Raw genomic sequence first — 23,715 nt, forward strand, 5'->3', positions numbered from 1 at the left:
TCATGATGACCATAAAAGTATCGAAGGACAAAAGCCAATCAGGGGAAAAGGTGCCGCGCCGGTGGCGTAAAGCTGCCGGTTTTATTTTCGGTATGGCAGGGATTTTGTTACTGGGGGGATGTGCGACGGCAGTGGGGCTGTATCTTGCCGGACATGAAACCGCACTGACAGATTGGCTGCAGCAGGCGCGAGTTCCGCTGTTTATCTGGCGGTTAACACTGTACGGCATTGTGGCCGCCATGTGGTTTCACCGTGTCCGTGCGACGTTGTTGCGTCAGGCCCCATCACCGGGGGCGGTCTACCGGCTCGAAGTGATGATGGTGTGCCTGGCCTTGCTGATTGAGTTCACAAGTTACCGTTGGGGGATGTGATGACGACGGACAGTTATCTGGAGTTTTTCCTGGTGTTCCTGGGCTGGCTGATTAACAACGCCCTGTGGACCATCATTACCGCCACGGGATTGTTCGCGTTGCCGTTGGTACTGAAGGTGGCCGGAGTCTGGCTGAAGGTGCGTACCGAAGGGGATGACGAGGGAAACAAGGGGGCGCTGGCGCTCCCTCGCATCGAGCAGGTATTGTACGTGGCGTTTATCGTTATTATGTTCTGCGCGATGCCTTTTCAAGAGGTGGATCTGACGGTGATGAAGTTTGACCAAACCCGCTCCAGGCAATGCGGCACCAATGTGCCCAAGCCGGATGAATCAGGCTATGGTGGGTTGTTGACCGACTTCAACGGCCAGGTTGCCAAGGTGCCGATGTGGTGGTACCTGGTTCACAACCTGTCAAAAGGGGTGACGCATGCGGCCATTGCGTCTATCCCCTGCGGTATGGAACTGCGCCAGTTGCGCTTTGAGGTACAGCATACCCAACTTATTGATCCGGTGACCCGACAGGAGGTACAGGAATTCGCTAATCAGTGCTATTCCAAGGCCTATTTCAAGCTGAAATCCACCAATAGCCAACTCAGTGATGCCACCATTAATTCGGTGGGCTGGATAGGCTCAAGCTATTTCCTGAATACGGGCGGATATTATGACTACTACACGTCTACCTCACCCCGTTCGCAGTGGCCGTACAGCGACAGCCGGGATAGCGGTTATCCCGATGTGGGACGGGGCGGGTATCCAACGTGCAAAGAGTGGTGGAGTGCATCCGGTACAGGGCTGAAAAGTCGGTTGGCGGGAGCCTATAACACGAAAGTTGCCAACAGAATGAAGCTCGTTGACAGTGAGAACTGGGAGGAAAACCTGTTGCGTTGGCTGGTCAGCCCGCAAAATACCCTGATGTCCGGGGGGCATGAAACCTATCTGGCTGGAAGCCAGCGGGGGACCGGGATAGCACTTGATAGCAGTTTCAAGCAGATGGTCAGTGGCCTGGGCGCATTCTCGGCACAAGCGACCCAGTTACCGGCGTTTGATGCCTTACGCCAGGCGTTGCCTATGGTGCATGGCATCCTGATGATGGCACTGGTCATTTGCATCCCCCTGGTGATGTTGTTTGGTGCCTATGACCCCAAAGTGGTGGTAACGCTGACGTTTGTCATGTTTGCGATGACTTTCGTGACGTTCTGGTGGGAGTTGGGCAGTTGGCTTGACGATCGACTAATCGAGATTGTCTACACCGGCGCTCGCGGGTATTACAACTGGTTCAGCAGCGTTGGGGCTGAAGGCTGGATCATGAATCTGGTGTTGGGGTCGATGTTTGTGGTGCTGCCCGCATTCTGGTTTGGGGCTGTAGGCTGGAGTGGGGTACAGCTCGGTGCCGCAATGTCATCTGCTATAAGTAATGCAAGCAAAGGAAGTATGGATGCGGGCGCTAAAGGGGGCGCTTCTGCAATGGAAGCCGCTAAGGCAGTTGCGACGAAAGGGCGTAGTGCGATTAAAAAGTAATAATTGAATATATTGACTAATGGATAGATGGTTTTTTTACAAATCATTTATCCATATTTTCATCATCTATACGAGTGTTTCCCATATAGCAACCTGTACCACTATGGCCTTCACGCCAACCATCCTCTTCTTTCACATCAATATCTTGAGTTTTATTTGTGGTTAAAAAGAATGCAAAAACTGAAAACATCATTTTTACTGCTTCTACTAGCCCCTTGGCGATAACACCCCAGATATCATCCTGCTGATTTGATGCCTTGTTGGTCATAGTCCTTAACCCCAAAGAATTTTTTCACTAATACATTACGGTAGATGCGAATCAGCGACAACCTATTTACAACGTGATACCCACGAGGTGATTTGTGCTGACCTGCTCTTGAACAATGTCACTGACGCGGATGAGTTCCCGGTGCTTTTCCTACAGACTCATCGGGAAATCAATCAAGATTGCTTCAGTCGATGGGGCTTCAGATACGAAGCTGTACAATGACGAGTTGTGAAGTAAAAAATCAAATCGTTGATCCCACCGCGAACCTGTGCAGATTACTGGTCAACGGAGTACGCCAACCGAAATCAGGTAGTGGCCAGACAACATCTTACGTGGAGTACCTACTGGAAATAGGACACGGCTTACAACCGATGTTCGATGCTAGAAATAGCGATGTCCAAGCTCAAGCAACTGTTCGGTGCATCTTACGCTGCGGCACTACGGGGCGCAGGTCGAGACTACCAGATAGACGATTTATAGGGTAAGAAAAGCAACATCTTTAAAAAAAGGATAGGCATAATATCATTATCTAATAATTTCCAATTGTAATTATTGCGTGTGTAATATTGAAGATAGTTCTTGCTATATTTAAATTATAGTCTACGCAATGGGGATAATAAGCTAACTGTCAGTCTCTCTCTAAAGGATTATATGGTAACCTTTTGATAAATTTAATATTTATCTACCTTCCTTTTAGATTAAATTATTGTGGTTAATTGCTAATTATTTCATTTAATATTATTTATTATTCATTTAAATAATTGAATTTGAGCTATTGCAAGATCCGTTTTTATAGTCTACACCATATAATAAGATAGATTAATAATCTAATTGTTACTTTTTTTTATATTAAACAAACTAATAAAAACCCTAAGCGTAAAAATAATTGTCTTTTTCTGAGAGATAGAGAGGTTAGTAAGAAAAAATTGATTTTAATCATATTTATATGAACATTACGGCCTTATCTTTAAAGCATAAATACATGCGGAAAGTGAAAGTATATGAAAAAAGGGATCGGTATTTACTGTACTGTATGCAGTAACGAATTAGCTATATCATTGGCCACCCTGGGAGAAGCATCACGCTCGTCCTCGGTCAGTAAAATTATTATCCTTTTGACTGATTCTTTATTTGAATCGACATATCAGCTTTCTAATAAAATAACACTATGTATGCGTAACTTTGGAAAAGGATACGATACAAGCATAGAAGAGGGTGGTTACGATCAAGTGTCAGCAAGGAATTATACGCTAGATTTTCTTGATACAGAAGATATCGACTGGGTAATGATGCATGACGCTGATGATATTTATGATCCTGATTTTTACGATTTTATTCTCGAAACCCATTCCTACAACGATGCAGTGACCTGTTCCTGTTTTACCTTCAGGGATATAAATACATTGTGTGTACCACAACGCAAAGAATTGGCTTTTAATGGCTCGATTTTTCATGATCCCCATACTCGAATATGGAAGAAATCTCTTAATCTAAGATATGAAAAGTCAAAGGGTGTCGAGGGGTATTTTGTCAATCATAGTCGCCATTGTGGTGTGGTTTTCCCTGAAACTACTATGTTTGGCTTTACCGATAGACCGTGGCACTTTCATTTACATGCATTGCTAAATAAACGGCACAGCAAAAAAATCTTTGAATACCCAATAGTTAATATTGAACCGCCTGTTTCTGTGAAAGAATTTCTGGAAAGAAATCTACAGGCTTTTAATTTATCACAGATAAGGACTTAACATGACTGGGATAGTTAATACAGAAATGCACTTTTTCAATGGTAATGATGGTTACGTTTATATTCACTTTCCGATCAGAGGCTATGCTATAAAAACCTCTGTTGAAAATGAAAAATTACTCATCAAGTTACAGAAAAATGAGGTTCTTAGTCCCGTCGAACTCAATAGCCATCTCATTAAAGAAATGGAAGGTAAAGATCTCTTTGGATTTTCTACTAATCCTTTACCTGATATAAAAGAGATCGATCAGTTTAAACCTATTGAAGCAACTCTTTTGCTGACGGAAAGTTGTAACTTAGCCTGCAGTTACTGCTATGCAAAGGCTTCAAATGAAAAGTTTACACCGATGTCAAAGGAAATTGCAAAAGCGGCAGTGGATCTCGTAATAAATAATGCAAAGAATCATAAGCATAAAACTGCTGAATTTCGTTATCTAGGCGGAGGGGAACCTACTATAGAATGGGATTTGATCGTCTGGATCACAAATTATATACATTACCGTGCCGATGAAGAGGGTGTTAAATATTGGATTAGACTTATTACAAATGGTGTTTTAATTACTGAAGATAAAGCCAAGTGGATTTCAAAGAATATTCATTACGTTACTCTGTCTTGTGATATTCTTCCTGAGTTACAAGCAAATAGATCATTTCCAAATGGTAAGAACTCACACAAAGCAGTCATGCGAACTGCGAATATATTGACTAAATATGGTGTGCCTTGTCATTTTAGAACAACAATATCATTCGCATCTTCTGATCTTCTAAAAGAGATGGTTGAGTACACATATAGAAATACAGATGTCAAAGCTATACGTTTTGAACCTATGGCTGAAATTGGGAGGGCTAGTGAAACAGAAATGAGCAAACCTGAACAGCAGGCGTTCGTTGATGCATTTATTGATGCCTATGAGCTAGGAAAACAATACGGTATATATGTTACCTGTAAAATGATGACGAATATAGTCCGCCGATCATCTCGTTTTTGTAATGTAGAATTCGCGATCACATCAGAAGGAAATGTAGCTGGTTGTCATAGATATAGTAGAAAAAATAATTCAGGATACGATTATTATCATGTTGGAAAATTCATTGATAACCGCTTTATTTTTGATTTAACGAAGATTAACAATCTAAGAAAAATTGATGCTAGTTATTTTTCTGATTGCAAAAAGTGTTTTGCCAGGTGGAGCTGTGCTTCTGGATGTTTATCCGCCCGGCTGAACGAAGGTGAGATAAGTCCGCGTGGACCACTTTGTCATCTGACCAGAGAGTTGCTGAAGTTTAGCATCAAGGACGCATTAAATAGATAATATCTGTTATGATGCGTAACATGTAGTCTTAATTAGCTAAGGTATACATATGAACAAAGAAGATTTTGATGATGTAAAAAATGTATCAACTAACAAAGTCGCACCTGTTGATACTGCGAAGTTTATTTCCTCAGAAGAGGATGAAAAAGAAGGTAATTTTGAATTTCTCTGCTGCCGCGGTGGTAGTACAACAGGCATGGGCGGTGTAGGTGGGGGGCGCTGGTAATTCTTTAAATAAATATTGACATACCAAAATGATGGCAACTGTGTTGCCATCATTATTGATTAAAGTGAAGGAACGGTAAATGTTAGATTACATATTTCGTTATTTTGAGAATATAATAAACTCTTTCCCTCCTAAAGACTCGTCTTTTTTTAATCAGAAACCTACGCTTTCTTTTTTTATTGGGAAAATAAAATTCGTTGTTATTATGATTGCGATTGCGGGCATAATAAAGGCATGTGTCGATGTTGGAGTTATCTATATTGTCGGTCTTATAATTGACTCGCTTAACAAAACATTATCTCAAAGTGTAGTAGACATATTGACGCAGAATCAGTTGCTCATACTTGCAGCCTTATTATTTTTTATTATTCGTCCTCTTACTTCGTTGTTTATGGGACTTCTTTGTGACCAATGCATTAGAGCAAAATTTAGTCCTCTTGTCAGATGGGTACTTTATCTTAGAGTCATGAATAATGACATTGCTTACTTTAACAAAACACATACAGGGAAAATTTCTTCTGCTGTGTGGCAAGCCGGGCAGGCTGTAACGGAGTTTTTGCTAAATTCATTGCAGATCATATGGTCAAACGTTGCTTATATTATTCTTGTCATTGGGTTTATGAGTGTTCTTAACTTTTCATTCTCTGTCGTAATTATACTTTGGCTTATTCTATATGCCTTTTTATCATATAAATTTGCTCCCGAGATAAAAAGGCGATCAAGAAAATCAGCGGATGCATCGAATATTATTAATGGGCATCTTGTTGATATATTTTCCAACATTATGAATGTTAAATCATTTTCTCCTGAAGGAGATGAAAAGGCATTCTTTGAGCTTCATTTAAGAGATTTTACAAATAAATCAAAAAGCTTTCTTAGAGCAATCACTGTTGCTGAAACTTTACTTATTATTACCAGTTCTGCAGCGATGGTAGCTATTGGATATATTTCCATTGAATCTTGGCAGGCGGGTCGTCTTTCAGTTGGGGAGATATCCATTGTTTTCGGCCTTGTTTTCAGGCTGGAGTCTCAATTGTCAACTTTAATGAGTCAACTTACTGGCGCAATGAGGTCCATTGGTCTATTCAATGCAGCATTAGACACTTTGCATTTTGATAATAAAATTTCCGATAACAGTGAGCCTGTATTTTTCCCCAAAGTTAAGGGTGACGTTTTTATAGATAATGTATTTTTTGATTATGATAGTGGTAATAACGTCATAAATGGTCTAAGTCTACACATCCATTCAGGAGAAAAGGTTGCAATTGTAGGTGAATCTGGCTCCGGAAAGTCAACCTTGATTAACTTACTACTGAGATTTTATGATCCTTCGTCGGGTGAGATTAGAATTGATAATATAGATATTAGAGATGTTACACAGAATGATCTCAGAAGAAATTTTAGCATTGTAACGCAAGATAATATGCTATTAAATAGAACTATTTTTGAGAATATAACTTTTGGGTGTGAGAATGTAAACGAAGAGAATGTGATCGAAGCCGCTCGGAAGGCGAGAGCCTTGGACTTTATCATTAATGCTACTGATGGAGTAAATAAAGGTTTCTCGACAATGGTTGGAGATCGAGGTGTAAAGTTATCAGGTGGTCAGAGACAGAGGCTAAGTATATGTCGCGCGATCTTGCGTGATTCTCCCATACTAATTCTTGATGAAGCTACCTCAGCACTTGATTCAGTTACAGAGTCAGATATTCAGGATTCATTCAATGAAATAATGACTGATAAAACAGTTATCGCTATTGCCCATCGATTGTCAACTATTATTACTATGGATCGAATCATCGTATTAAATGATGGGGTAATTGTAGAGGAAGGGACGCATGATGATTTAGTACAACGCAGAGGGGCATATTATATGCTCTGGAAACAACAGGCAAATCTCTAATCTTGGAGGGGAAATGGTATCATTAATTAAAAGAGCGGTACTATTGCGTTCTGAAAAATATATGGCTCAGTGGCATTTGCATGGAAGAAAAACTGATAAAAATAATCTACAGTATTTTTCAGTCAATGCCGAAAGTGCTTGGGAGAGTTTACAGGGGTTTGGTAGTGAAGATGTTGTGATTGGATTTGCGGACGATGGTTGCTTCCTAAGTTGCATAGATGAAAATATTTCTTCAAAATTTATTGCGGCTGCTTATTTGAAAAATGGGATCGTATATGCCGGTCAGCCCAAAGTAATGCAAGATAAAATGTATATTCCTGGTTATCGACATGGTAGCGCTCTTGCTGGTTTAATGGCAGCACCCTTATCAAAAGTCCTGCCTATAGGTGTGGCACCTGGTTGTCGTCTTCTGCCTGTTCGATGGGAGTATGATGATGGTTTTCAAATCACTCAAAAGGGATTCCATCAGATACTTAAATTTCTTTCGGATAAGGTTGATGTTTTTGTTAACACATGGGCCAGACTACCTCATATGAAATTTTCAGAAGAGAATGTAGAGCTAATTCGAGAGTTATCCAGTACAGGTGGGCGCCGAGGTAAAGGCATTGTATTTGTCTGGGCGGCGGGCAATTCGAACTGTCCGATAAATTTTAAAACAGATAATGAGATTCCCTACTATGGCTACGTAAATTCTCATGGTCAATTAAGCGATGCGCGTTTTTCTACCTGTTTTACCCATTCTTTAGCCGAACTAGATAATGTCTTACTAGTTTCAGCGGTCAATTGTTACGGGCAAAAAGCGCACTACTCTTGTTATGGCCCCGGTATTTCAATTTGTGCGCCTTCTAATAATAGTCATTGCTTTGATGCATACTTATTCAACGAACCAGGATTAACTACGCGATCAGCGGATAGTAAAAAATTCACACATAATTTTAAAGGTACTTCTGCCTCGGCTGCCTTAGTTGCGGCCGTAGCAGGTTTAGTGGTTAGTGCGAATGCTAACTTGAATGCAAGAGATATAGTATCTTTAATAAAGAAAACTGCTACAAAGGATATGGATTTTTCTTGCTACCCTGAACTCTCTTTCAATTGCAATGATACTCCGTCGGGTTATGTTTTAGATACTCCAATATCACCTTTTGAGCGAGGCTATTTTGATACGAGTGGATGGAGTCCATGGTTTGGTTATGGTCTGGTTAATGCAGCCAAAGCCGTAGAGCGTGCAATTATGCTTTGAGTTGCAACGGGGGGAATGTATATATAATGAGTTAGTAAACTTATTTTTCATTTTTCTGTCGGTAACGAGAGAAAGTGCGGGATTACATTGTTGAATAAATCGGATATAGATAAAATAAGGGGCACTCTTAGTGGAAAGGAAAATCACTATAAGGACTTCATCGGGCAGTCAACGCAGGTTGCCGCCGTCCCCAGGTTGAGACCGCAGGCCCTATAGCGTTGTTGCACAAAGCTGCGTTCACGAATTTCATCCCATCAATAAAAAAACACCGCTCAGGCCTGCGCGTTCCATACCTCGCCCTTGTTTAGCCCAGCATAAACGTAACGGCCAGACCGTTCTGCCACTAGTGGTTGCCGAGCTTGCGCAGTGTTTGAGTAAACATGCTAGGATGTGTCCCTCAATTGTTAGGAAGGGAATACTGCTCATAACCTGAGCGCTATTTAGTAATTAATTCTGGCATTTTTGCTCAAAATTACTCTAATCTTCTGTTTCTATCGTATTGATTTGTATGAAAACTGAATTGAGGGACACAGCCTAGATCATTAAATTTTAATGCAAACAATAAATTATCTACTTAGCGTGCTTTTACATCATTGCTCCTCAATCTTCAATCCTCGGCCGATAATGATAAACCCATTTCAATTTAATGTTATTTGCATAAAAATTTCACGGTTAGTTAATGCAAGGTAATTGACCTTGTTGTGATTTTTTACGCAATGTATGAAATGTTAAGTAAACAGGGAATACCACCTTTAACGATTAAATGAGTTATTTCAGAGGAGTGCGAAAGTTTGAGTACGTTATAAAAACGGAAGTAAAATAGGTAGAAAAAAGCCATTGAAAACCTGAAAATGTTGAAAAAACAAATTGAGTTATGCACATATCCACGGTCAGAAAAGCCAGTGAAGCCGGGGGCCACCCAGCACCCCGGCAAACGGGAGCGGTCTGTGAGCGGGACAAGCGAACAGACTCTGGGGGTGGGTATGTGCAAAACTCCGTCTCTTCTGCTGCATATATCTCCGCCCCGTTTCTGTTGAAGGTTTTTGAACTCTCATTTATGATGCCCTCTGTCCCATCGTTGTCTTCGACAACACCCAATGCTTCCATGACCTGTAAGGTAGCGCTGTTAGGCGGTCAAACCCCAGTTGCCTAGACCTGAAATGCAACGCTTTTAGAGCGGTAACCCCCCTGAATCTTTGAAAGCGGGGATCGCAGAACCACTGCGATGAAGGTACGTTTATCCACTCACGGACAGTCAGTTTCATCACGACAACTTGCACCCCAGCGGGCTAGTTTCTCTATTACCAAGAGAAACACCATGTCTATGCCCTTATCTCTTTGGACCTACGTCCAGCCATCCCGGCAACATTTGCGGCGTTCTGCTATGCCAATTGGAACATTTGGCATCTGCAGAAGCAGCATTTGGCGCGGGAGTTGCGCAGCGCGTCACTTGTGTAATTGCGAAGCATATACCAAGTGACGCGCAAAGCGCATAACGGACGAACCCACGTAATACGGGCTTTACCAACGTCTTCTACGCTCTGACCGACACGTAGTACCCTGGCCGAACCACGGGCTATGGAACGTCCAGAGCAGTAAAAAGATATTTTTTAAACCATCGCGTCGTAAAAACGGGGTAACCCCATGAAGACGCTTATCTATGAAATGAAGGAGAACAATCGATTCGGTAACGATGGCAACATTAGCGAAAGCTGATGGATGGAGGTGACCTGGCAATAGTCAGGTACCGGCGCAAGCCGCAAGCAGCTCAGCGAGCTGTGGATACCTCACAAGAACTCAACATTTTGCCACCCCGATGCACAGTTATCAGTCGAGCCGCAGGAAGCGCAAATCAAACCGTGTCGTCGGGGCCAGGATGTATCACCGTCGTGCTGAACGTTGTTCAGACGTTTTTGGCGTACATCAAAAATGCAGTTCGGTACGACCTTCTTCCTTCGGGACGAAGGCGGTAATGTCGTGCGTTTTTCAGGACGAAAGGAGTGGGGGATGTCGAGAGCCAATAAGCAGTTAAGTAAGCAATTGATCACATTGGCCCGAAAATCTGGCGGAAGTTTTAAAACCGTTTCAGATCGCGCCAGAATAGCGTCTCGTTTCGCAGAAGGTATGTTGAAATTAAATATCCAGATCCGCGATGTCAGTAATATAAAAACCAATCATGTTGAGCTATATATAAAAAGTCGGCAGTCTGAAAATATATCAAAACGTACTATGCAAAATGAAATGGCGGCTATTCGGGCGATATTTACTACTGCAGGTAGGACGAAACTCGCCGATCCGAGTCATGAACGATTAAGTAATTCAGCTCTCGGCTTATCTGGGGCCAGTCGTGACGGTTCTAAAATTGCTATTTCAGGCGAGCGCTATCACGCAGCGCTCGCCCAGGTCCGTGATAAAGACGAAGGTGTTGCCGCCGCAATGCAATTGGCTCGTTGTTTAGGATTAAGAACGGAAGAAACTGTTCAATCAGCAAAATCATTAAAGACCTGGAGACAGGCATTGAATAAAGGGGATGAACGCATACGGATTGTATTCGGAACCAAAGGTGGACGCCCGAGGGATACCACGGTTGTGGATCGCGATACAGTTATTCGCGCAGTCAATGAGGCGATAAAATATGCTGATAAACACAATGGGCGATTAATAGATAAGCCTAATTTGCACTCTGCTATTGATAGATATAGAAATACGCTCAAAGAGGCTGGGTTAACGGGGAAGGAGTCTCCGCACAGTCTACGATATGCCTATTCCAAAGAGGCTACTGACTATCATATGAATAAGGGGTTAAGCCGGAAAGAAGCGGAGGCAATGGTTTCGATGGATTTGGGGCATGGGGATGGGCGCGGACATTATGTTGCCAGGGTTTATAACAGAGTGAGTGATGATGAGTCTTGACAGTGCCAACGGTGAGTATTTATGCAAAAAAGGGGGCTTGTCGAGTACGTTTGAATTGTGTACGATTTTAGTCGTTGAACCGTTGTCTTCGACAACACCCAATGCTGCCATGACCTGTAAGGTAGCGCTGTAAGGTGGTCAAACCCCAGTTGCCTAGACCTGAAATGCAACGCTTTTAGAGCGGTAACCCCCCTGAATCTTTGAAAGCGGGGATCGCAGTTTACTGCGATGAAGGTACGTTTATCCCACTTGCCTTGATTGGCATCCTATCTGATTGACTCACCCTAAAGGGAACACGCTTCCCTCCAGGGATAGGTGTTCCCTTATTTTTTGCGTAAGGAAACATCTATGGACTCACACAAAGACAAAGAACTGGCTTTTTTACCGGTATCTATCACGTTATCGGCCTGGGATCGCGCCGTAGACCGCTTCAGCATCGCTGAGTGGGAACGTCGGCAACTTGCGCTGATAAAAGCAGCGCAGGATGCCTGGAGTAAGCGGCTCGTTCCATCCGATACGGAAGTGACATTTTCATTAACCCTGTTTGTTCGTCTGGGGGAGGAATCTGTCGAGCTGACAGAGAGCTTCCTGGTGAAATATGACGATTACAAACTGATAATTACTTCAGCGAGCTAATGGCTCTTGTCTCTGCCGGGATGCTTTTCCCCTGGTAGAGATTTTCATTCTCACCTTTACGGGAGCCGATCCCCGTAAAGGGATGACTCCCTGTCATATTTGATACGGAGTGACTTATGACAACCTTTGTTCTTGTCGCGGAATACCGCAATGCAACGGACCGTATGTTTACCCTGGCGAATGCCCATTTCTGCGCCTGCGTTGGGAATGATGAGCGACGTTCATGGCGGGGTAGTGCGCAACGTCACCTTGCAGAACTGGAAAATCTGAGCTGTAAGCGAGCGAGTGAGCGTGACCGGCGATGTTTCAGCCATGCCAGTCGTTTATTGCGTGAACGTATAGCGATGGTGAACGAACACGGCGAGATGCTGCTACCCACGTCTGTGGTGAACGTCGCATAACCTTATTGTTACTCAATCCTTTGCGGGACGTGTCCCCCAAAGGGAAGGTTCCGCTCTTTTTTTGGAGAAAACCTGGAATGACACAGATGACAAAAACAGAAACACCCGTCGTAACGGCGGAAAACACTGACTGGATGACCGGTTTCTACAACCTGGTTTCGGTACTCGTCCAACAGGGTTTTTCCCAGGACAGTGCCACTCTCCATGTGGTTAGCTTTACTCAGATGTGCTACGCCTATGCCCGTAAGTTTAGTCAGGACTATGGCGAGGACTATGGCGGGGATTTTTGGCATTGGTACACCCAATCCGATGGCGGGTTCTTTGTCTGTCCGCAGACAGAAAAAACCTATCGTGTTGAGGTGCACTCAAACTATTACCAGGGTGAGATGAGTGCCCAAGCGTTGGGAATGACGGTGTCACTGTATGCCCTATGCGTCCTGGCGGAATCTGGTCATGACTTTCTTATCGAGAGCTACCACCGACTGCGTGATTTTGCAGTGCGGCATCCTGAATGGGCCGCTATTGGTGGGGCGATTGACTAATGGCCGCTATCTTAACCGTGGCTGAAGCCATTCAAAAACTTCAGCAGCATGAGGATCAGAAAGAAATGATCCTGCTGGATCTGTGGTACGCCGAAGATGTTCAGTCTCAAGACGAGACGGCGACCCATGACGAAGCCATAGCAGCACTTGAACAGGCTGTTCATGATTTCGATGCCAACAATGGGATCTGCTGGTTAACGCTGGAGGCTGCATTAGAGGTTGTTCGAACTCAGGGCAGCTAAACCGATGTTTTGATTTCACTCACCCATAGGGACTGACTTCCCTATCGGGGGGGTAAGTCCCTTTTTTAATTATAAAGGAACTTACCATGATGACGACAAACCAGGCCAACGGCTCCTTTTCTCTCGATGACTTGTGTGAACTGGCAAACCTTGAAGGTGATTTGCTGGTGATTGCTGCCCATGAGCAATTGGGAATTGGCACGCAACCGGATGAGGATGGCTTTACAGATAACGTTTGGGCGATAGGTTTTCTTGCCGAAGATTTTGCGTTGAAATGTGGCGGCAACTCACCCCGTTTCACGCATCCGTCTTGCCGAGCACTGGTTGAAGAGGTGGTTACCCTGGCGCGAAGTATTACTGAAGGTGCCTGGGATTACTTTTTCAAATGTGGCATGGCTAGAGCGATCGAGATCGAGATGGAGGAAGGATGGTGATGAAGCGGAACCATTCTTTCACTCATCTTCAGACTGTTCCCCATGAGGCCTGGAAGGAACTGTGTCGTGCAGTAACTCAGGTGCATCATCGGATCCGTAATGAGCCTGATTTTTGTTGGTTGGGTAAGCCTTTGACTGTCTATGACCACAGTGGAACAAAACCGCTGAGGTATGACGACAGTATGGTCGGTTTGGGCGTTATCTCCTTTAACGGTGATTTTAGCGCAGGCCTATCAGGTGACCCTCTTTGCCTGGTTCGGTTGTTTTCCTCCGAACGGCGGCAAAGTCAGTGTGATACCGACCATCATCCTTACGATTTTCTGGTGATGGCGGTACTGCTGCTGGTTAACCACTATTGCCCTACATGTTACGCCCTTCACTCGACGGTCGGACGTACCGAGTGGCAGCAAGTTTCTGACTGGTTAAACACCTACCTCCATTTGGCGGTGATGTTACCACCAGGGCTTCAACACACTGACGCTATTATCGGTTAATGCGATTCTAGCACTGACAACCCTTGCGGGGATTTATTCCCGCAAGGGGGTAAGTCCCCGTTTTTTATGGCGAGGACTTACCATGACAACGAAACAAACCAGGAAAAAGGCAGTATCACGTCACCAGGATAAAGTGGACCTGTTCCAGGTCGTGACGGATAAAATCGTCGCGGCACTGGAAAAGGGCACGTCTCCGTGGCGTAAACCGTGGCGTAGTGTTGCCGGTGGCCGTTCTGTCAGCATGAGCGGATTACCGGCCAACGCCATTACTGGACGAGCCTACAGCGGTATCAATGTGTTGCTGCTGTGGATTGATGCAGCGGAGAAGGGGTTTACTTCACACCGCTGGCTGACGTTCAAACAGGCACTGGATGTGGGCGGTAACGTACGCAAAGGCGAGAAATCCACACTGGTGACCCTGTTCAAGCCGTTTGAGAAAAAAGAGGCTGACGAACAGGGCAGGCCGCTTTTTGACGAACAGGGGAACGCCGTGGTTTCTCAGCGGAATTTTATGACCAGTTTTCACCTGTTCAACGTTGAGCAATGTGAGAATTTACCCGAGAAACTGTTGACGCCGGTGAGGGTGGCCGGTGATGCAGTAGAATCGCCAGAGCAACACGATATTGAGCGTATCCAGCGAGCAGAACAGGTGGTTGCCTGCAGTAGCGTACCGGTGGTACATAGGCATCAAGACCGGGCGTTCTACAGCGCTGGAGCAGATCGTATCACGATGCCGGAAGCGGTGCAGTTCCATCGCCCGGCAGATTACTACAGTACGCTGTTGCATGAGCTGGTGCATTCTACCGGTCATGTCTCCCGATTGGCGCGAGAAGGCATAACGTCTTCTTCACGTCGGTTTGGGGACCCGGTGTATGCGTTCGAAGAGCTTGTGGCGGAAATCGGTTCGGCATTCCTGTGCGCCGAAGTGGGTATCCAGGGTGATGTTCAGCATGAGAGCTATATCGCGTCATGGCTGAAGGCACTGAAAGAAGACAAGAAGGTTATTTTTCAGGCAAGCCGTTTTGCCCGAGAAGCCTTTGAGTACCTTATCTTACGTGAACAGGCCCTGGCTGCAGCCTGAGCCAATATCGGAGGAATTAACGATGGATACCCATGAAGTTCGTGAATACCAGACGATAGCGGCGTATCTGCTGAAGAAGCATTTCGGGCTGACGTTGAACGATACCAACCTGCATGACGATACTGTTGTACAAGAGTTGGTTGAACTTAACGTGCCGGTGTTTGAAGCGATAAACCAACTGGTCGAAAAATACCACCTGGACAGGATTGACCAGAACGTCTGGTCTCCTCGAAGTCCCTTACTGACTCCGAGCAACTTCTTGGTTGCCATATTGGAAATTGTGCCAGAGAAAGTCCAACTCGTCTGTATCGATGAGGCAGGCGACAAACCAACGCAGCACTGACTTTTTACCCAAGGTTACCCAGTAACCTCACTCCCCAGGGAAACATTTCCCTGGGGAGATGTTTGGAATGTCCCCCGATTCCCTATGCCACTAAACTCATCCTTGAATTCATGGTCAATCCGCAATCGGTTAATTTAGTGGTTAAACACCCAGTAAAAATTATCTTCTTCGAAGATCCAGAGGCTTGCGAAAAACGTTCGTTAGCTGACTTCACAGGAATGTTCCTATAAATTATCCTGTATGTATATACAGTTAATTATGGATGTGAATGATGATTTTTTACCAACTTTCTCCGCTTCGTGAAATCGTTCTTATCCCGTTGTTTAACGAGACAATCCCGGCAGGTTTTCCTAGCCCTGCAGCAGATTATGTAGAACGGCCACTGGATCTGAATGAACTATGTATTGCTCATCCTGCAGCGAGTTATTTTGTGCGAGTATCGGGTAATTCTATGATTGGAGCCGGTATCTATGACGGCTCACTGCTGGTTGTTGATCGCAGTGTCACACCACAGCATGGCGACATTATCATTGCGGCTGTAGGCGGGGAGTTCACAGTGAAAAAACTGTGCTTACATCCTGTTGTACAGCTTGAAGCCATGAACCCAGACTACACACCTATCATTTTGAATGATGGTGGCGATGATTTGGAAACGTTCGGTGTGGTGAGATACGTCATTAATGAGGCTTCAAATGTTTGCCCTCGCTGACGTTAATTCTTTTACGCATCCTGTGAGTCTGTTTTCCGGCCGGATTTGCAGGGGAAGCCGATAGTTGTACTTTCGAACAATGATGGCTGTGTGATAGCCCGTAGCCGCGAAGCCAAATTGCTCGGAATTAAAATGGGCGAACCCTATTTTAAAATGCGCAATCTTATCCAACAGCATGGTGTGATTACATTCAGTAGTAACTATGAGCTTTACGCTGACATGTCTAATCGGGTCATGACGGTACTTGAAGCAATGTCACCGGCCACAGAATTATACTCCATTGATGAGGCATTCTTGAACGTGTCCGGGGTCAAGAATTGTATGAGCCTTGATCAGTTTGGCCGTGATGTACGCCAGCGGGTATTGCGGTGGACTGGTCTCACTGTTGGCGTAGGGATAGCTCAAACTAAAACCCTGGCTAAACTGGCAAACCATGCGGCTAAGCAGTGGAGTAAAACTGGTGGTGTGCTAGATTTATCTGAGCCCATCAGACAGCGTAAACTACTCGCAATAACGCCAGTACAGGACATATGGGGTATTGGCCACCGTACTGGTAAGAAGCTGAACCAACTTGGCATTACTACGGCATTACAGCTTGCTGAAACCAATTCGCAATTTGTGCGTAAAAACTTCAATGTGGTGTTAGAGCGAACAGTCAGAGAGCTCAACGGTGAACAATGCCTCGAACTGGAAGAGTTTGCCCCGACAAAACAGCAGATAGTTTGTAGTCGTTCCTTTGGTGAGCGGATCACGGACTATCAGGATATGCATGAGGCCATCTGCGGATATGCTGTTCGCGCTGCTGAAAAACTACGTGCAGAACATCAATATTGCCGACACATTTCAACCTTCATCAAAACCAGCCCATTTGCGCTGAACGAACCGTACTATGGAAACATCGTTAGCACTAAGCTTCACATCCCTACACAAGATTCGCGTGACATCATTGCGGCGGCAGTAGGGTGTCTTGGTGCGATATGGAAAGACGGACATCGCTATCAAAAAGGCGGGGTGATGCTGGGTGATTTTTACAGTCAGGGTGTAGCTCAATTGGGATTGTTTGATGATAATCAGCCAAAGGCTAACAGTGCAGCACTGATGGCCGTGCTGGATGATATTAATAAATCCGGCAAGGGTAAAGTTTGGTTTGCCGGGCAAGGCATACAAAAGGCATGGCAGATGAAACGAGAGATGTTATCGCCAGCGTACACAACCCGCTGGTCTGAGTTACCCGTTGTTAGGTGAGTGATTAAACAGAGCGTCTAATGGCTCGATGAGTTCCGGGCAATTATTGCGGATGTTGCCCACTTTTTTTGTTACTGGGTGCCAGTCAAACTCTTCTGCAGGTGTCACGGCTTCTAAAGCAATTTCTTTGGCTCTCTTCGAGGATGTCGCTGGATCCATCCATTCACGTGCTACTGCTGGCGGTAAGACTACAGGCCGACGATCGTGAATGTCTAATAACCCCGAATCACTCGCTGCTGTCACAATCACAAAGCCATCATTGTTTGAAGGCTCTTTCTCATCAGGATGAAACCGACTTATTGCAGCAAAGAAAATAGGTGTCTGGTCTTCATGGTAAATAAACCACGGCTGTTTAATTTTAGGATCCTCAGGCGACTTCTTCCATTCGTACCAACCGTCAGCCATTACAAGTGCGCGACCTTGTTGCCATAAAGGTTTAAACATACGGCTTTCCGCCGCTGTCTCAATCCGTGCATTAATGACAGGAGCACGGCCCATTTTTTGCCACCACTCCGGACTATATCCCCACATCAACGGATCGAGGTTCAGCGTATCTTCTCGCTGATTGAGAAGAAGAACACGGGTACCTGGTGCAACGTTGTATCTGCCAATAGGAACAGGTTCGAGAGCACCGTTGAACTCTAATTCAGACGCAAGAAATTCAAGGTAATCAGCTCGGGTTCTGATTTGAGTGAAACGACCACACATGGCATTACCTCAGATAATAGCTTGGGTAAATTATAGTCTTGGTAAGGATGATAGTTTTCTGAGTTTGTACCCTATTCATCCGTATCCTTGGGGATGATCCCCGGACAGGAAAATCCCCAAGGAACATCAGAACGTGAAGCACCCAGGCTTCACAGTAGTTCCTAAGTATAGCTGCTGGTGCCACCATACAATTGAAGATGACCTCTATATGTTGAGATGTGCTTTTTTCAATAAAATTTAATCAATGAATATGGAAAAACGAATATATAATTGACTTTGGTTTTAGTAGTCCTATGATAACTTCAGTATTCAGTTCTGGAGCTCCCATGATCGCACTCACACCTTTGCAACTTTTCAAAAATCTATCAGACGAAACCCGTCTGAGTATCATTCTGCTGTTGCGAGAGTCCGGCGAGCTGTGTGTTTGTGAGCTTTGTAATACGCTGAATGAGTCTCAGCCCAAGATTTCAAGACACTTGGCAATGTTGAGAGAGTCTGGACTTTTGTTGGATCGCCGGGCAGGAAAGTGGATCCACTATCGCTTGTCACCGCATATTCCTGCCTGGGCTGCCACCGTGATTGAGCAGGCCTATCTCAGTCAACGAGATGAAATTATTTTACTGGCGAGAGGCAATGTGACCACGGGCGGTAAGGCTGTTTGTCTCTGATACATTAAAAAATTTACCCTATCATATCTGTTTTTTCATATTTGATTGAAGGGAGAACAGATCAACCAAACCACGGGAAGGAAGGAATCGATGAAAACTCTCTCAGTTTATGACCCTGCATTATGTTGTAGTACCGGCGTATGCGGTACCGATGTTGACCAGGCCTTGGTGACATTCTCGGCTGATGTAGACTGGCTCAAAAAGCGAGGGATCACCGTTACACGTTACAACCTCTCTCAACAACCAATGGCCTTTATTGACAATATCTTGGTCAAAAATTTTCTTGAAAACTCAGGTGCTGAAGGCTTGCCGCTAATTCTGCTCGATGGGGAATTTGTGATGGCAGGGCGTTACCCTACGCGTGCTGACCTGGCTCGCTGGTGCAAGATTCCACTGGAAATCACAGGCATTGCATCTAAAGGTTGCTGTAGTGGCAACACGTCTTGCTGTTAATCCATGAGGGGAAGTGAGTGATGAACTTCTTAAGATATCCACCGGTTTTTCTCTTTTTTACCGGGAAAGGCGGCGTCGGTAAAACATCCATTTCATGTGCCAGTGCGATCGCGTTAGCGGATGCAGGCAAGCGTGTACTCTTGGTTAGCACCGATCCTGCCTCAAACGTCGGTCAGGTGTTTAATCAGCATATCGGTAATACCATCACCGCAATCGCTGATGTACCGGGATTATCCGCGCTGGAAATTGACCCTCAGGAGGCGGCTCAGCTTTACCGCTCCCGTATTGTTGATCCAGTAAAAGGACTTTTGCCAGAGGCGGTGGTTCGCAGTATTGAAGAGCAATTGTCAGGGGCTTGCACCACGGAGATTGCGGCATTTGATGAGTTTACGGGCTTGTTGACCGATGCTTCGCTACTTGATGATTTTGACCATGTGATTTTCGACACTGCACCTACCGGACATACCATCCGTTTGTTACAGCTCCCCGGTGCATGGAGCAGTTTTATCGACAGTAATCCAGAAGGTTCATCGTGTCTGGGCCCTTTGGCGGGTTTGGAAAAGCAGCGTGACCGCTATGCCCATGCATTGCAGGCCTTATCAGATGCAGAAAGAACCCGCCTGATATTGGTTGCCAGAGCGCAAAAATCAACATTATCTGAGGTCGGCAGAACCCACCACGAACTGGCTCAGGTCGGGTTACGTAATCAGTATCTGGTGGTTAACGGCATATTGCCTGAAGCCGAAGCTCAGGCAGACAAGCTGGCTCGCGCATTGTATTTGCGTGAAAAGCAGGCTCTGAGTGAATTACCCGAGGTTCTCACGGGATTACCCCGAGATGATTTGATGCTGCAACCGGTGAATATAGTAGGTATCGATGCGTTGCGCCAGCTTCTGGTAAAAAACGAAACACGCCATTCAACCTCTAAACAACACATGACAGACACTTTGCCGAAATTACCCACACTGTCCTCTCTGGTTGCGGAGATTGCCGTTGATAAACACGGTTTGGTGATGCTGATGGGTAAAGGTGGCGTAGGTAAAACCACCTTAGCTGCGTCGATTGCAGTAAAACTGGCTGAGAAAGGGCTGGATGTTCACCTGACCACTTCTGATCCCGCAGCCCATCTTGAGAATACCTTGAATGGGCAACGCGAAAATCTGACGGTCAGCAGGATAGATCCCCTGGCTGAGACGGAACGCTATCGTCAGCATGTCTTGTCTACTAAAGGCAAAAGCCTAGATGCACAGGGCAAGGCGTTATTGGAAGAGGATCTCCGCTCCCCATGTACTGAAGAGATTGCGGTCTTTCAGGCTTTTTCCCGTGTGATCCGTGAGGCCGGTAAACGATTTGTGGTGATGGATACGGCACCGACCGGCCATACGTTGCTGTTGCTGGATGCCACCGGCGCTTATCACCGTGAGGTGGAAAAACGTATGGGTGAACATGGGCATTACCTGACGCCAATGATGCAGTTGCAGGATGAAAAACGCACTAAGGTGTTATTGGTGACGTTGCCTGAGACAACGCCAGTGTTGGAGGCGGCCAACCTGCAGGAAGATTTGCGTCGGGCAGGTATTGAACCCTGGGCATGGCTTATCAACAACAGTCTGCTCGGAACGTCTACCTCGTCATCGCTGTTGCAGTTACGTGCATCGCATGAGGTTGAGCAGATAATAAAAGTCAGAGACGCATTGTCTACACGGTTGGCATTGATCCCGTTGCAGGAAGAAGAACCCATTGGTATTGCACGTCTGAGCCATCTGGCCGGTGACGTTTAACGTATAAACATTTACAGGGCAAAGGGGATACTTTTGCCCTTTCGGGGGCGTTATGTTATTGGCAGGTGCTATTTTTGTCCTGACCATTGTGCTGGTTATCTGGCAACCCAGAGGGTTGGGAATTGGTTGGAGTGCAATGCTAGGCGCGGGTCTGGCGTTACTGACCGGTGTCGTTCACATGGGTGATATTCCGGTGGTCTGGCAGATCGTCTGGAATGCGACCGCGACTTTTATTGCCGTGATCATCATCAGTCTGCTGTTGGATGAATCCGGTTTCTTTGAATGGGCCGCACTGCATGTGGCTCGCTGGGGCAATGGCCGTGGCCGTTTGCTGTTTACCTATATTATATTACTCGGGGCTGCGGTGGCGGCACTGTTCGCTAACGATGGTGCCGCGCTCATCCTGACGCCTATTGTGATTGCGATGCTTCTGGCGCTGGGCTTTAGTCGTGGGGCTACGTTGGCTTTTGTAATGGCGGCGGGATTCATTGCCGATACGGCCAGCTTACCGCTTATCGTCTCGAATCTGGTGAATATTGTTTCGGCTGATTTCTTTAATCTTGGATTCACTGAATACGCGGCAGTGATGGTGCCTGTTAACCTGGCTGCCATTGCGGCGACGCTGGTCATGCTGCATTTGTTTTTCCGCAAAGATATTCCCGCCGTTTACGATCTGTCTCTGTTGAAGGCACCAAAAGAGGCTATCCGCGATATCAACACCTTTAAAACTGGCTGGTTGGTTCTGGTGCTGCTGTTGGTGGGTTTCTTTGGCCTGGAACCGCTCGGTGTGCCTGTCAGTTTGGTCGCCGCCGTCGGGGCACTGATTTTGTTTGCCGTAGCGAAGAAAGGACATGCCATCAACACTGGTAAAGTGCTGCGCGGCGCACCTTGGCAAATCGTTATCTTCTCACTGGGTATGTACCTAGTAGTTTATGGCCTGCGCAATGCGGGGCTGACTCACTACCTATCCGCCTTGCTGAATCAACTGGGGGAGCAGGGATTATGGGTGGCGACGCTCGGAACCGGATTCCTGACGGCGTTCCTGTCATCCATCATGAACAATATGCCCACAGTTTTGGTTGGGGCTCTGTCGATTGATGGCAGTTCTGCCACCGGCGTGATCAAGGAGGCGATGATTTATGCCAACGTCATCGGCAGCGATCTGGGGCCGAAAATCACCCCGATAGGTAGCCTGGCGACCTTATTGTGGCTGCATGTGCTGTCACAAAAAAATATGACCATTACCTGGGGCTATTATTTCCGGGTGGGCATTGTCATGACGATCCCGGTGCTGTTTGTCACACTGGCAGCATTAGCACTGAGGTTATCAGTATCTCTGTAAATATTGGTTAAAAAACAGGGTTTAATCAACAACACCCGAAGGCATAGCCTTCGGGTATTTCAATGAGAGATCATCCAGATGAGCAATGTGACTATTTATCATAATCCGGCCTGTGGAACATCGCGTAACACGTTGGAGTTAATTCGCAACAGTGGCACTGAGCCCACAGTTATTCTGTATCTGGAAACACCGCCAAGTCGTGAGGTGCTGGTAAAATTGATCGCGGATATGGGGATTACGGTTCGGGCGTTGTTACGTAAAAACGTCGAGCCTTATGAGCAATTAGGTCTGGCAGAAGAGACCTTCAGCGATGACCAACTGGTCGATTTTATGCTGCAGCATCCCATCCTGATCAACCGTCCGATAGTTGTCACTCCGCTGGGTACCCGGCTGTGTCGACCTTCTGAGGTGGTGTTGGAGATTTTGCCCGATGCGCAACGAGGCTCGTTCACCAAGGAAGATGGTGAACGGGTGGTAGATGAACAGGGTAAACGTATAGAGAAATAAATAGATAGCACCAAAGGGAGCATTGAATGCTCCCTTTTTGTGTTTGACACTTAGGACAATAAATAACCCTCTAAGGATACAGCCGATGAAAGAAGTGCATGTTCGAGAAATGACAGAAAAAGATTGGTCTGCAGTCAGTGCTATCTATCAAGAGGGGATCAATACGGGTCATGCAACCTTTCAAACAGAATCGCCGAGCTGGCATGATTGGAACGATGGTCATATGGAGCAGTGTCGCTATGTCGCGCTCATGGATGGTAAAATTGAAGGTTGGATTGCATTATCTGCTTTTTCTAAACGTCACGCCTATCGCGGCGTCGCTGAAGTGAGCGTTTACGTGAATCCTCAAAGCAGTGGGCAGGGTATTGGTTACAAATTGATGTCCCATATGATTAATGTGTCTGAAGAGGCCGGGATCTGGACGCTGATTGTGGGCATTTTTCCTGAAAACAAAGGCAGTGTCGGGCTACATGAAAAGTCGGGTTTTCGCGTGATAGGTATCAGGGAAAAAGTCGGTGAGATGAGTGGCGTGTGGCGGGATGTTGTTTTGATGGAAAGAAGAAGCAAGGTAGTGAATTATCAAAGCTAAAACCCTTTGAACAAGGCACGCTTTGCGCTGCGTGCCTTGTGT

Annotated in this window: 25 protein-coding genes and 3 pseudogenes; 25 read left to right on the plus strand and 3 right to left on the minus strand. The window is 45.7% G+C overall.

Going from position 1 to position 23,715, the window contains the following annotated elements:
• Positions 1-2 precede the first annotated feature (2 nt).
• Together ACLQ7H_RS25705 and ACLQ7H_RS25710 are read left to right on the plus strand one after the other, a co-directional pair.
• Positions 3-371, plus strand: coding sequence for a hypothetical protein (locus ACLQ7H_RS25705; protein ID WP_411755118.1), 369 nt, complete (start codon positions 3-5; stop codon positions 369-371).
• Entirely contained in the window at positions 371-1,888 is a 1,518-nt protein-coding gene (locus ACLQ7H_RS25710; protein WP_411755119.1) for a conjugal transfer protein TraG N-terminal domain-containing protein, read from the plus strand. Before ACLQ7H_RS25705 ends, ACLQ7H_RS25710 begins: the two co-directional genes overlap by 1 nt.
• Before the next feature lie 43 nt (positions 1,889-1,931).
• Here ACLQ7H_RS25710 and ACLQ7H_RS25715 read toward each other — a convergent pair whose 3' ends face one another.
• Positions 1,932-2,156, minus strand: a complete 225-nt coding sequence (locus ACLQ7H_RS25715; RefSeq protein WP_411755120.1) for a DUF3742 family protein — start codon at positions 2,154-2,156, stop codon at positions 1,932-1,934.
• Positions 2,157-2,231: 75 nt separating this feature from the next.
• Between ACLQ7H_RS25715 and ACLQ7H_RS25720 the strand changes: the two are divergent.
• From ACLQ7H_RS25720 to ACLQ7H_RS25745, 6 genes and pseudogenes are all read left to right on the plus strand, one after another.
• Positions 2,232-2,625 (plus strand): annotated as a pseudogene (locus tag ACLQ7H_RS25720) (IS5/IS1182 family transposase); the annotation flags it as partial.
• Positions 2,626-3,157: 532 nt separating this feature from the next.
• Positions 3,158-3,904, plus strand: a complete 747-nt coding sequence (locus tag ACLQ7H_RS25725; RefSeq protein ID WP_411755121.1) for a hypothetical protein — start codon at positions 3,158-3,160, stop codon at positions 3,902-3,904.
• A 1-nt stretch (position 3,905) separates the two neighbouring features.
• A complete protein-coding gene (locus ACLQ7H_RS25730) occupies positions 3,906-5,216 on the plus strand; it encodes a radical SAM protein (protein ID WP_411755122.1) in 1,311 nt (436 codons plus the stop codon).
• A gap of 49 nt (positions 5,217-5,265) precedes the next feature.
• Entirely contained in the window at positions 5,266-5,442 is a 177-nt protein-coding gene (locus tag ACLQ7H_RS25735; RefSeq protein WP_411755123.1) for a hypothetical protein, read from the plus strand.
• A 79-nt stretch (positions 5,443-5,521) separates the two neighbouring features.
• Entirely contained in the window at positions 5,522-7,345 is a 1,824-nt protein-coding gene (locus ACLQ7H_RS25740; protein ID WP_411755124.1) for an ABC transporter ATP-binding protein, read from the plus strand.
• Between the two features lie 13 nt (positions 7,346-7,358).
• Entirely contained in the window at positions 7,359-8,585 is a 1,227-nt protein-coding gene (locus ACLQ7H_RS25745) for a S8 family serine peptidase (protein ID WP_411755125.1), read from the plus strand.
• Between the two features lie 179 nt (positions 8,586-8,764).
• Here ACLQ7H_RS25745 and ACLQ7H_RS25750 read toward each other — a convergent pair.
• A pseudogene (locus ACLQ7H_RS25750) lies at positions 8,765-8,911 on the minus strand (Tn3 family transposase); the annotation flags it as partial.
• A gap of 1,681 nt (positions 8,912-10,592) precedes the next feature.
• On the opposite strand from ACLQ7H_RS25750, the gene ACLQ7H_RS25755 reads away from it, so the two are divergent.
• The 11 genes and pseudogenes from ACLQ7H_RS25755 to ACLQ7H_RS25805 all read left to right on the plus strand — a co-directional run bounded on the left by ACLQ7H_RS25755 (position 10,593) and on the right by ACLQ7H_RS25805 (position 17,625).
• Positions 10,593-11,498, plus strand: coding sequence for an integrase domain-containing protein (locus tag ACLQ7H_RS25755; RefSeq protein ID WP_411755126.1), 906 nt, complete (start codon positions 10,593-10,595; stop codon positions 11,496-11,498).
• Positions 11,499-11,846: 348 nt separating this feature from the next.
• Positions 11,847-12,134, plus strand: coding sequence for a hypothetical protein (locus ACLQ7H_RS25760; RefSeq protein WP_411755127.1), 288 nt, complete (start codon positions 11,847-11,849; stop codon positions 12,132-12,134).
• A 116-nt stretch (positions 12,135-12,250) separates the two neighbouring features.
• Positions 12,251-12,535, plus strand: coding sequence for a hypothetical protein (locus ACLQ7H_RS25765; RefSeq protein WP_411755128.1), 285 nt, complete (start codon positions 12,251-12,253; stop codon positions 12,533-12,535).
• Between the two features lie 86 nt (positions 12,536-12,621).
• Positions 12,622-13,077, plus strand: a complete 456-nt coding sequence (locus ACLQ7H_RS25770; protein WP_411755129.1) for an antirestriction protein — start codon at positions 12,622-12,624, stop codon at positions 13,075-13,077.
• Complete coding sequence (locus ACLQ7H_RS25775) at positions 13,077-13,319, plus strand: hypothetical protein (protein ID WP_411755130.1); 243 nt, start codon at positions 13,077-13,079, stop codon at positions 13,317-13,319. Before ACLQ7H_RS25770 ends, ACLQ7H_RS25775 begins: the two co-directional genes overlap by 1 nt.
• An 86-nt stretch (positions 13,320-13,405) precedes the next feature.
• Positions 13,406-13,753 (plus strand): hypothetical protein, encoded by a 348-nt coding sequence (locus ACLQ7H_RS25780; RefSeq protein WP_411755131.1) that lies wholly within the window; start codon positions 13,406-13,408, stop codon positions 13,751-13,753.
• Positions 13,753-14,247, plus strand: a complete 495-nt coding sequence (locus tag ACLQ7H_RS25785; protein WP_411755132.1) for a hypothetical protein — start codon at positions 13,753-13,755, stop codon at positions 14,245-14,247. Before ACLQ7H_RS25780 ends, ACLQ7H_RS25785 begins: the two co-directional genes overlap by 1 nt.
• A gap of 82 nt (positions 14,248-14,329) precedes the next feature.
• On the plus strand, positions 14,330-15,328 hold the full coding sequence (locus ACLQ7H_RS25790) for an ArdC family protein (protein ID WP_411755133.1): 999 nt from the start codon (positions 14,330-14,332) through the stop codon (positions 15,326-15,328).
• Positions 15,329-15,350: 22 nt separating this feature from the next.
• Entirely contained in the window at positions 15,351-15,671 is a 321-nt protein-coding gene (locus ACLQ7H_RS25795; protein WP_411755134.1) for a TA system toxin CbtA family protein, read from the plus strand.
• Between the two features lie 271 nt (positions 15,672-15,942).
• Complete coding sequence (gene umuD / locus ACLQ7H_RS25800) at positions 15,943-16,380, plus strand: translesion error-prone DNA polymerase V autoproteolytic subunit (protein ID WP_411755160.1); 438 nt, start codon at positions 15,943-15,945, stop codon at positions 16,378-16,380.
• Positions 16,364-17,625, plus strand: a pseudogene (locus tag ACLQ7H_RS25805) (Y-family DNA polymerase). Before umuD ends, ACLQ7H_RS25805 begins: the two are co-directional and overlap by 17 nt.
• Here ACLQ7H_RS25805 and ACLQ7H_RS25810 read toward each other — a convergent pair.
• Positions 17,608-18,333 (minus strand): SOS response-associated peptidase family protein, encoded by a 726-nt coding sequence (locus ACLQ7H_RS25810; RefSeq protein WP_411755135.1) that lies wholly within the window; start codon positions 18,331-18,333, stop codon positions 17,608-17,610. The pseudogene ACLQ7H_RS25805 and the gene ACLQ7H_RS25810 sit on opposite strands and share 18 nt — an antisense overlap.
• 326 nt (positions 18,334-18,659) lie before the next feature.
• Here ACLQ7H_RS25810 and ACLQ7H_RS25815 point away from each other — a divergent pair, with 326 nt between their 5' ends.
• The 6 genes from ACLQ7H_RS25815 (at position 18,660) to ACLQ7H_RS25840 (ending at position 23,673) form a co-directional block, all read left to right on the plus strand.
• Entirely contained in the window at positions 18,660-19,001 is a 342-nt protein-coding gene (locus ACLQ7H_RS25815) for a metalloregulator ArsR/SmtB family transcription factor (protein WP_411755136.1), read from the plus strand.
• A gap of 90 nt (positions 19,002-19,091) precedes the next feature.
• Positions 19,092-19,454, plus strand: coding sequence for an arsenite efflux transporter metallochaperone ArsD (arsD, locus tag ACLQ7H_RS25820; RefSeq protein WP_411755137.1), 363 nt, complete (start codon positions 19,092-19,094; stop codon positions 19,452-19,454).
• A 20-nt stretch (positions 19,455-19,474) separates the two neighbouring features.
• Complete coding sequence (arsA, locus tag ACLQ7H_RS25825) at positions 19,475-21,235, plus strand: arsenical pump-driving ATPase (protein ID WP_411755138.1); 1,761 nt, start codon at positions 19,475-19,477, stop codon at positions 21,233-21,235.
• 52 nt (positions 21,236-21,287) lie between these two features.
• Complete coding sequence (locus ACLQ7H_RS25830) at positions 21,288-22,577, plus strand: arsenic transporter (protein WP_411755139.1); 1,290 nt, start codon at positions 21,288-21,290, stop codon at positions 22,575-22,577.
• A gap of 78 nt (positions 22,578-22,655) precedes the next feature.
• Positions 22,656-23,084, plus strand: a complete 429-nt coding sequence (arsC, locus tag ACLQ7H_RS25835; protein ID WP_411755140.1) for a glutaredoxin-dependent arsenate reductase — start codon at positions 22,656-22,658, stop codon at positions 23,082-23,084.
• 85 nt (positions 23,085-23,169) lie between these two features.
• Entirely contained in the window at positions 23,170-23,673 is a 504-nt protein-coding gene (locus tag ACLQ7H_RS25840) for an N-acetyltransferase family protein (protein ID WP_411755141.1), read from the plus strand.
• Positions 23,674-23,715 lie beyond the last annotated feature (42 nt).

Origin of the sequence: Serratia sp. (in: enterobacteria) (assembly GCF_046715635.1) — a bacterium.
In the GTDB taxonomy this organism is placed as follows: Bacteria; Pseudomonadota; Gammaproteobacteria; order Enterobacterales; family Enterobacteriaceae; genus Chania.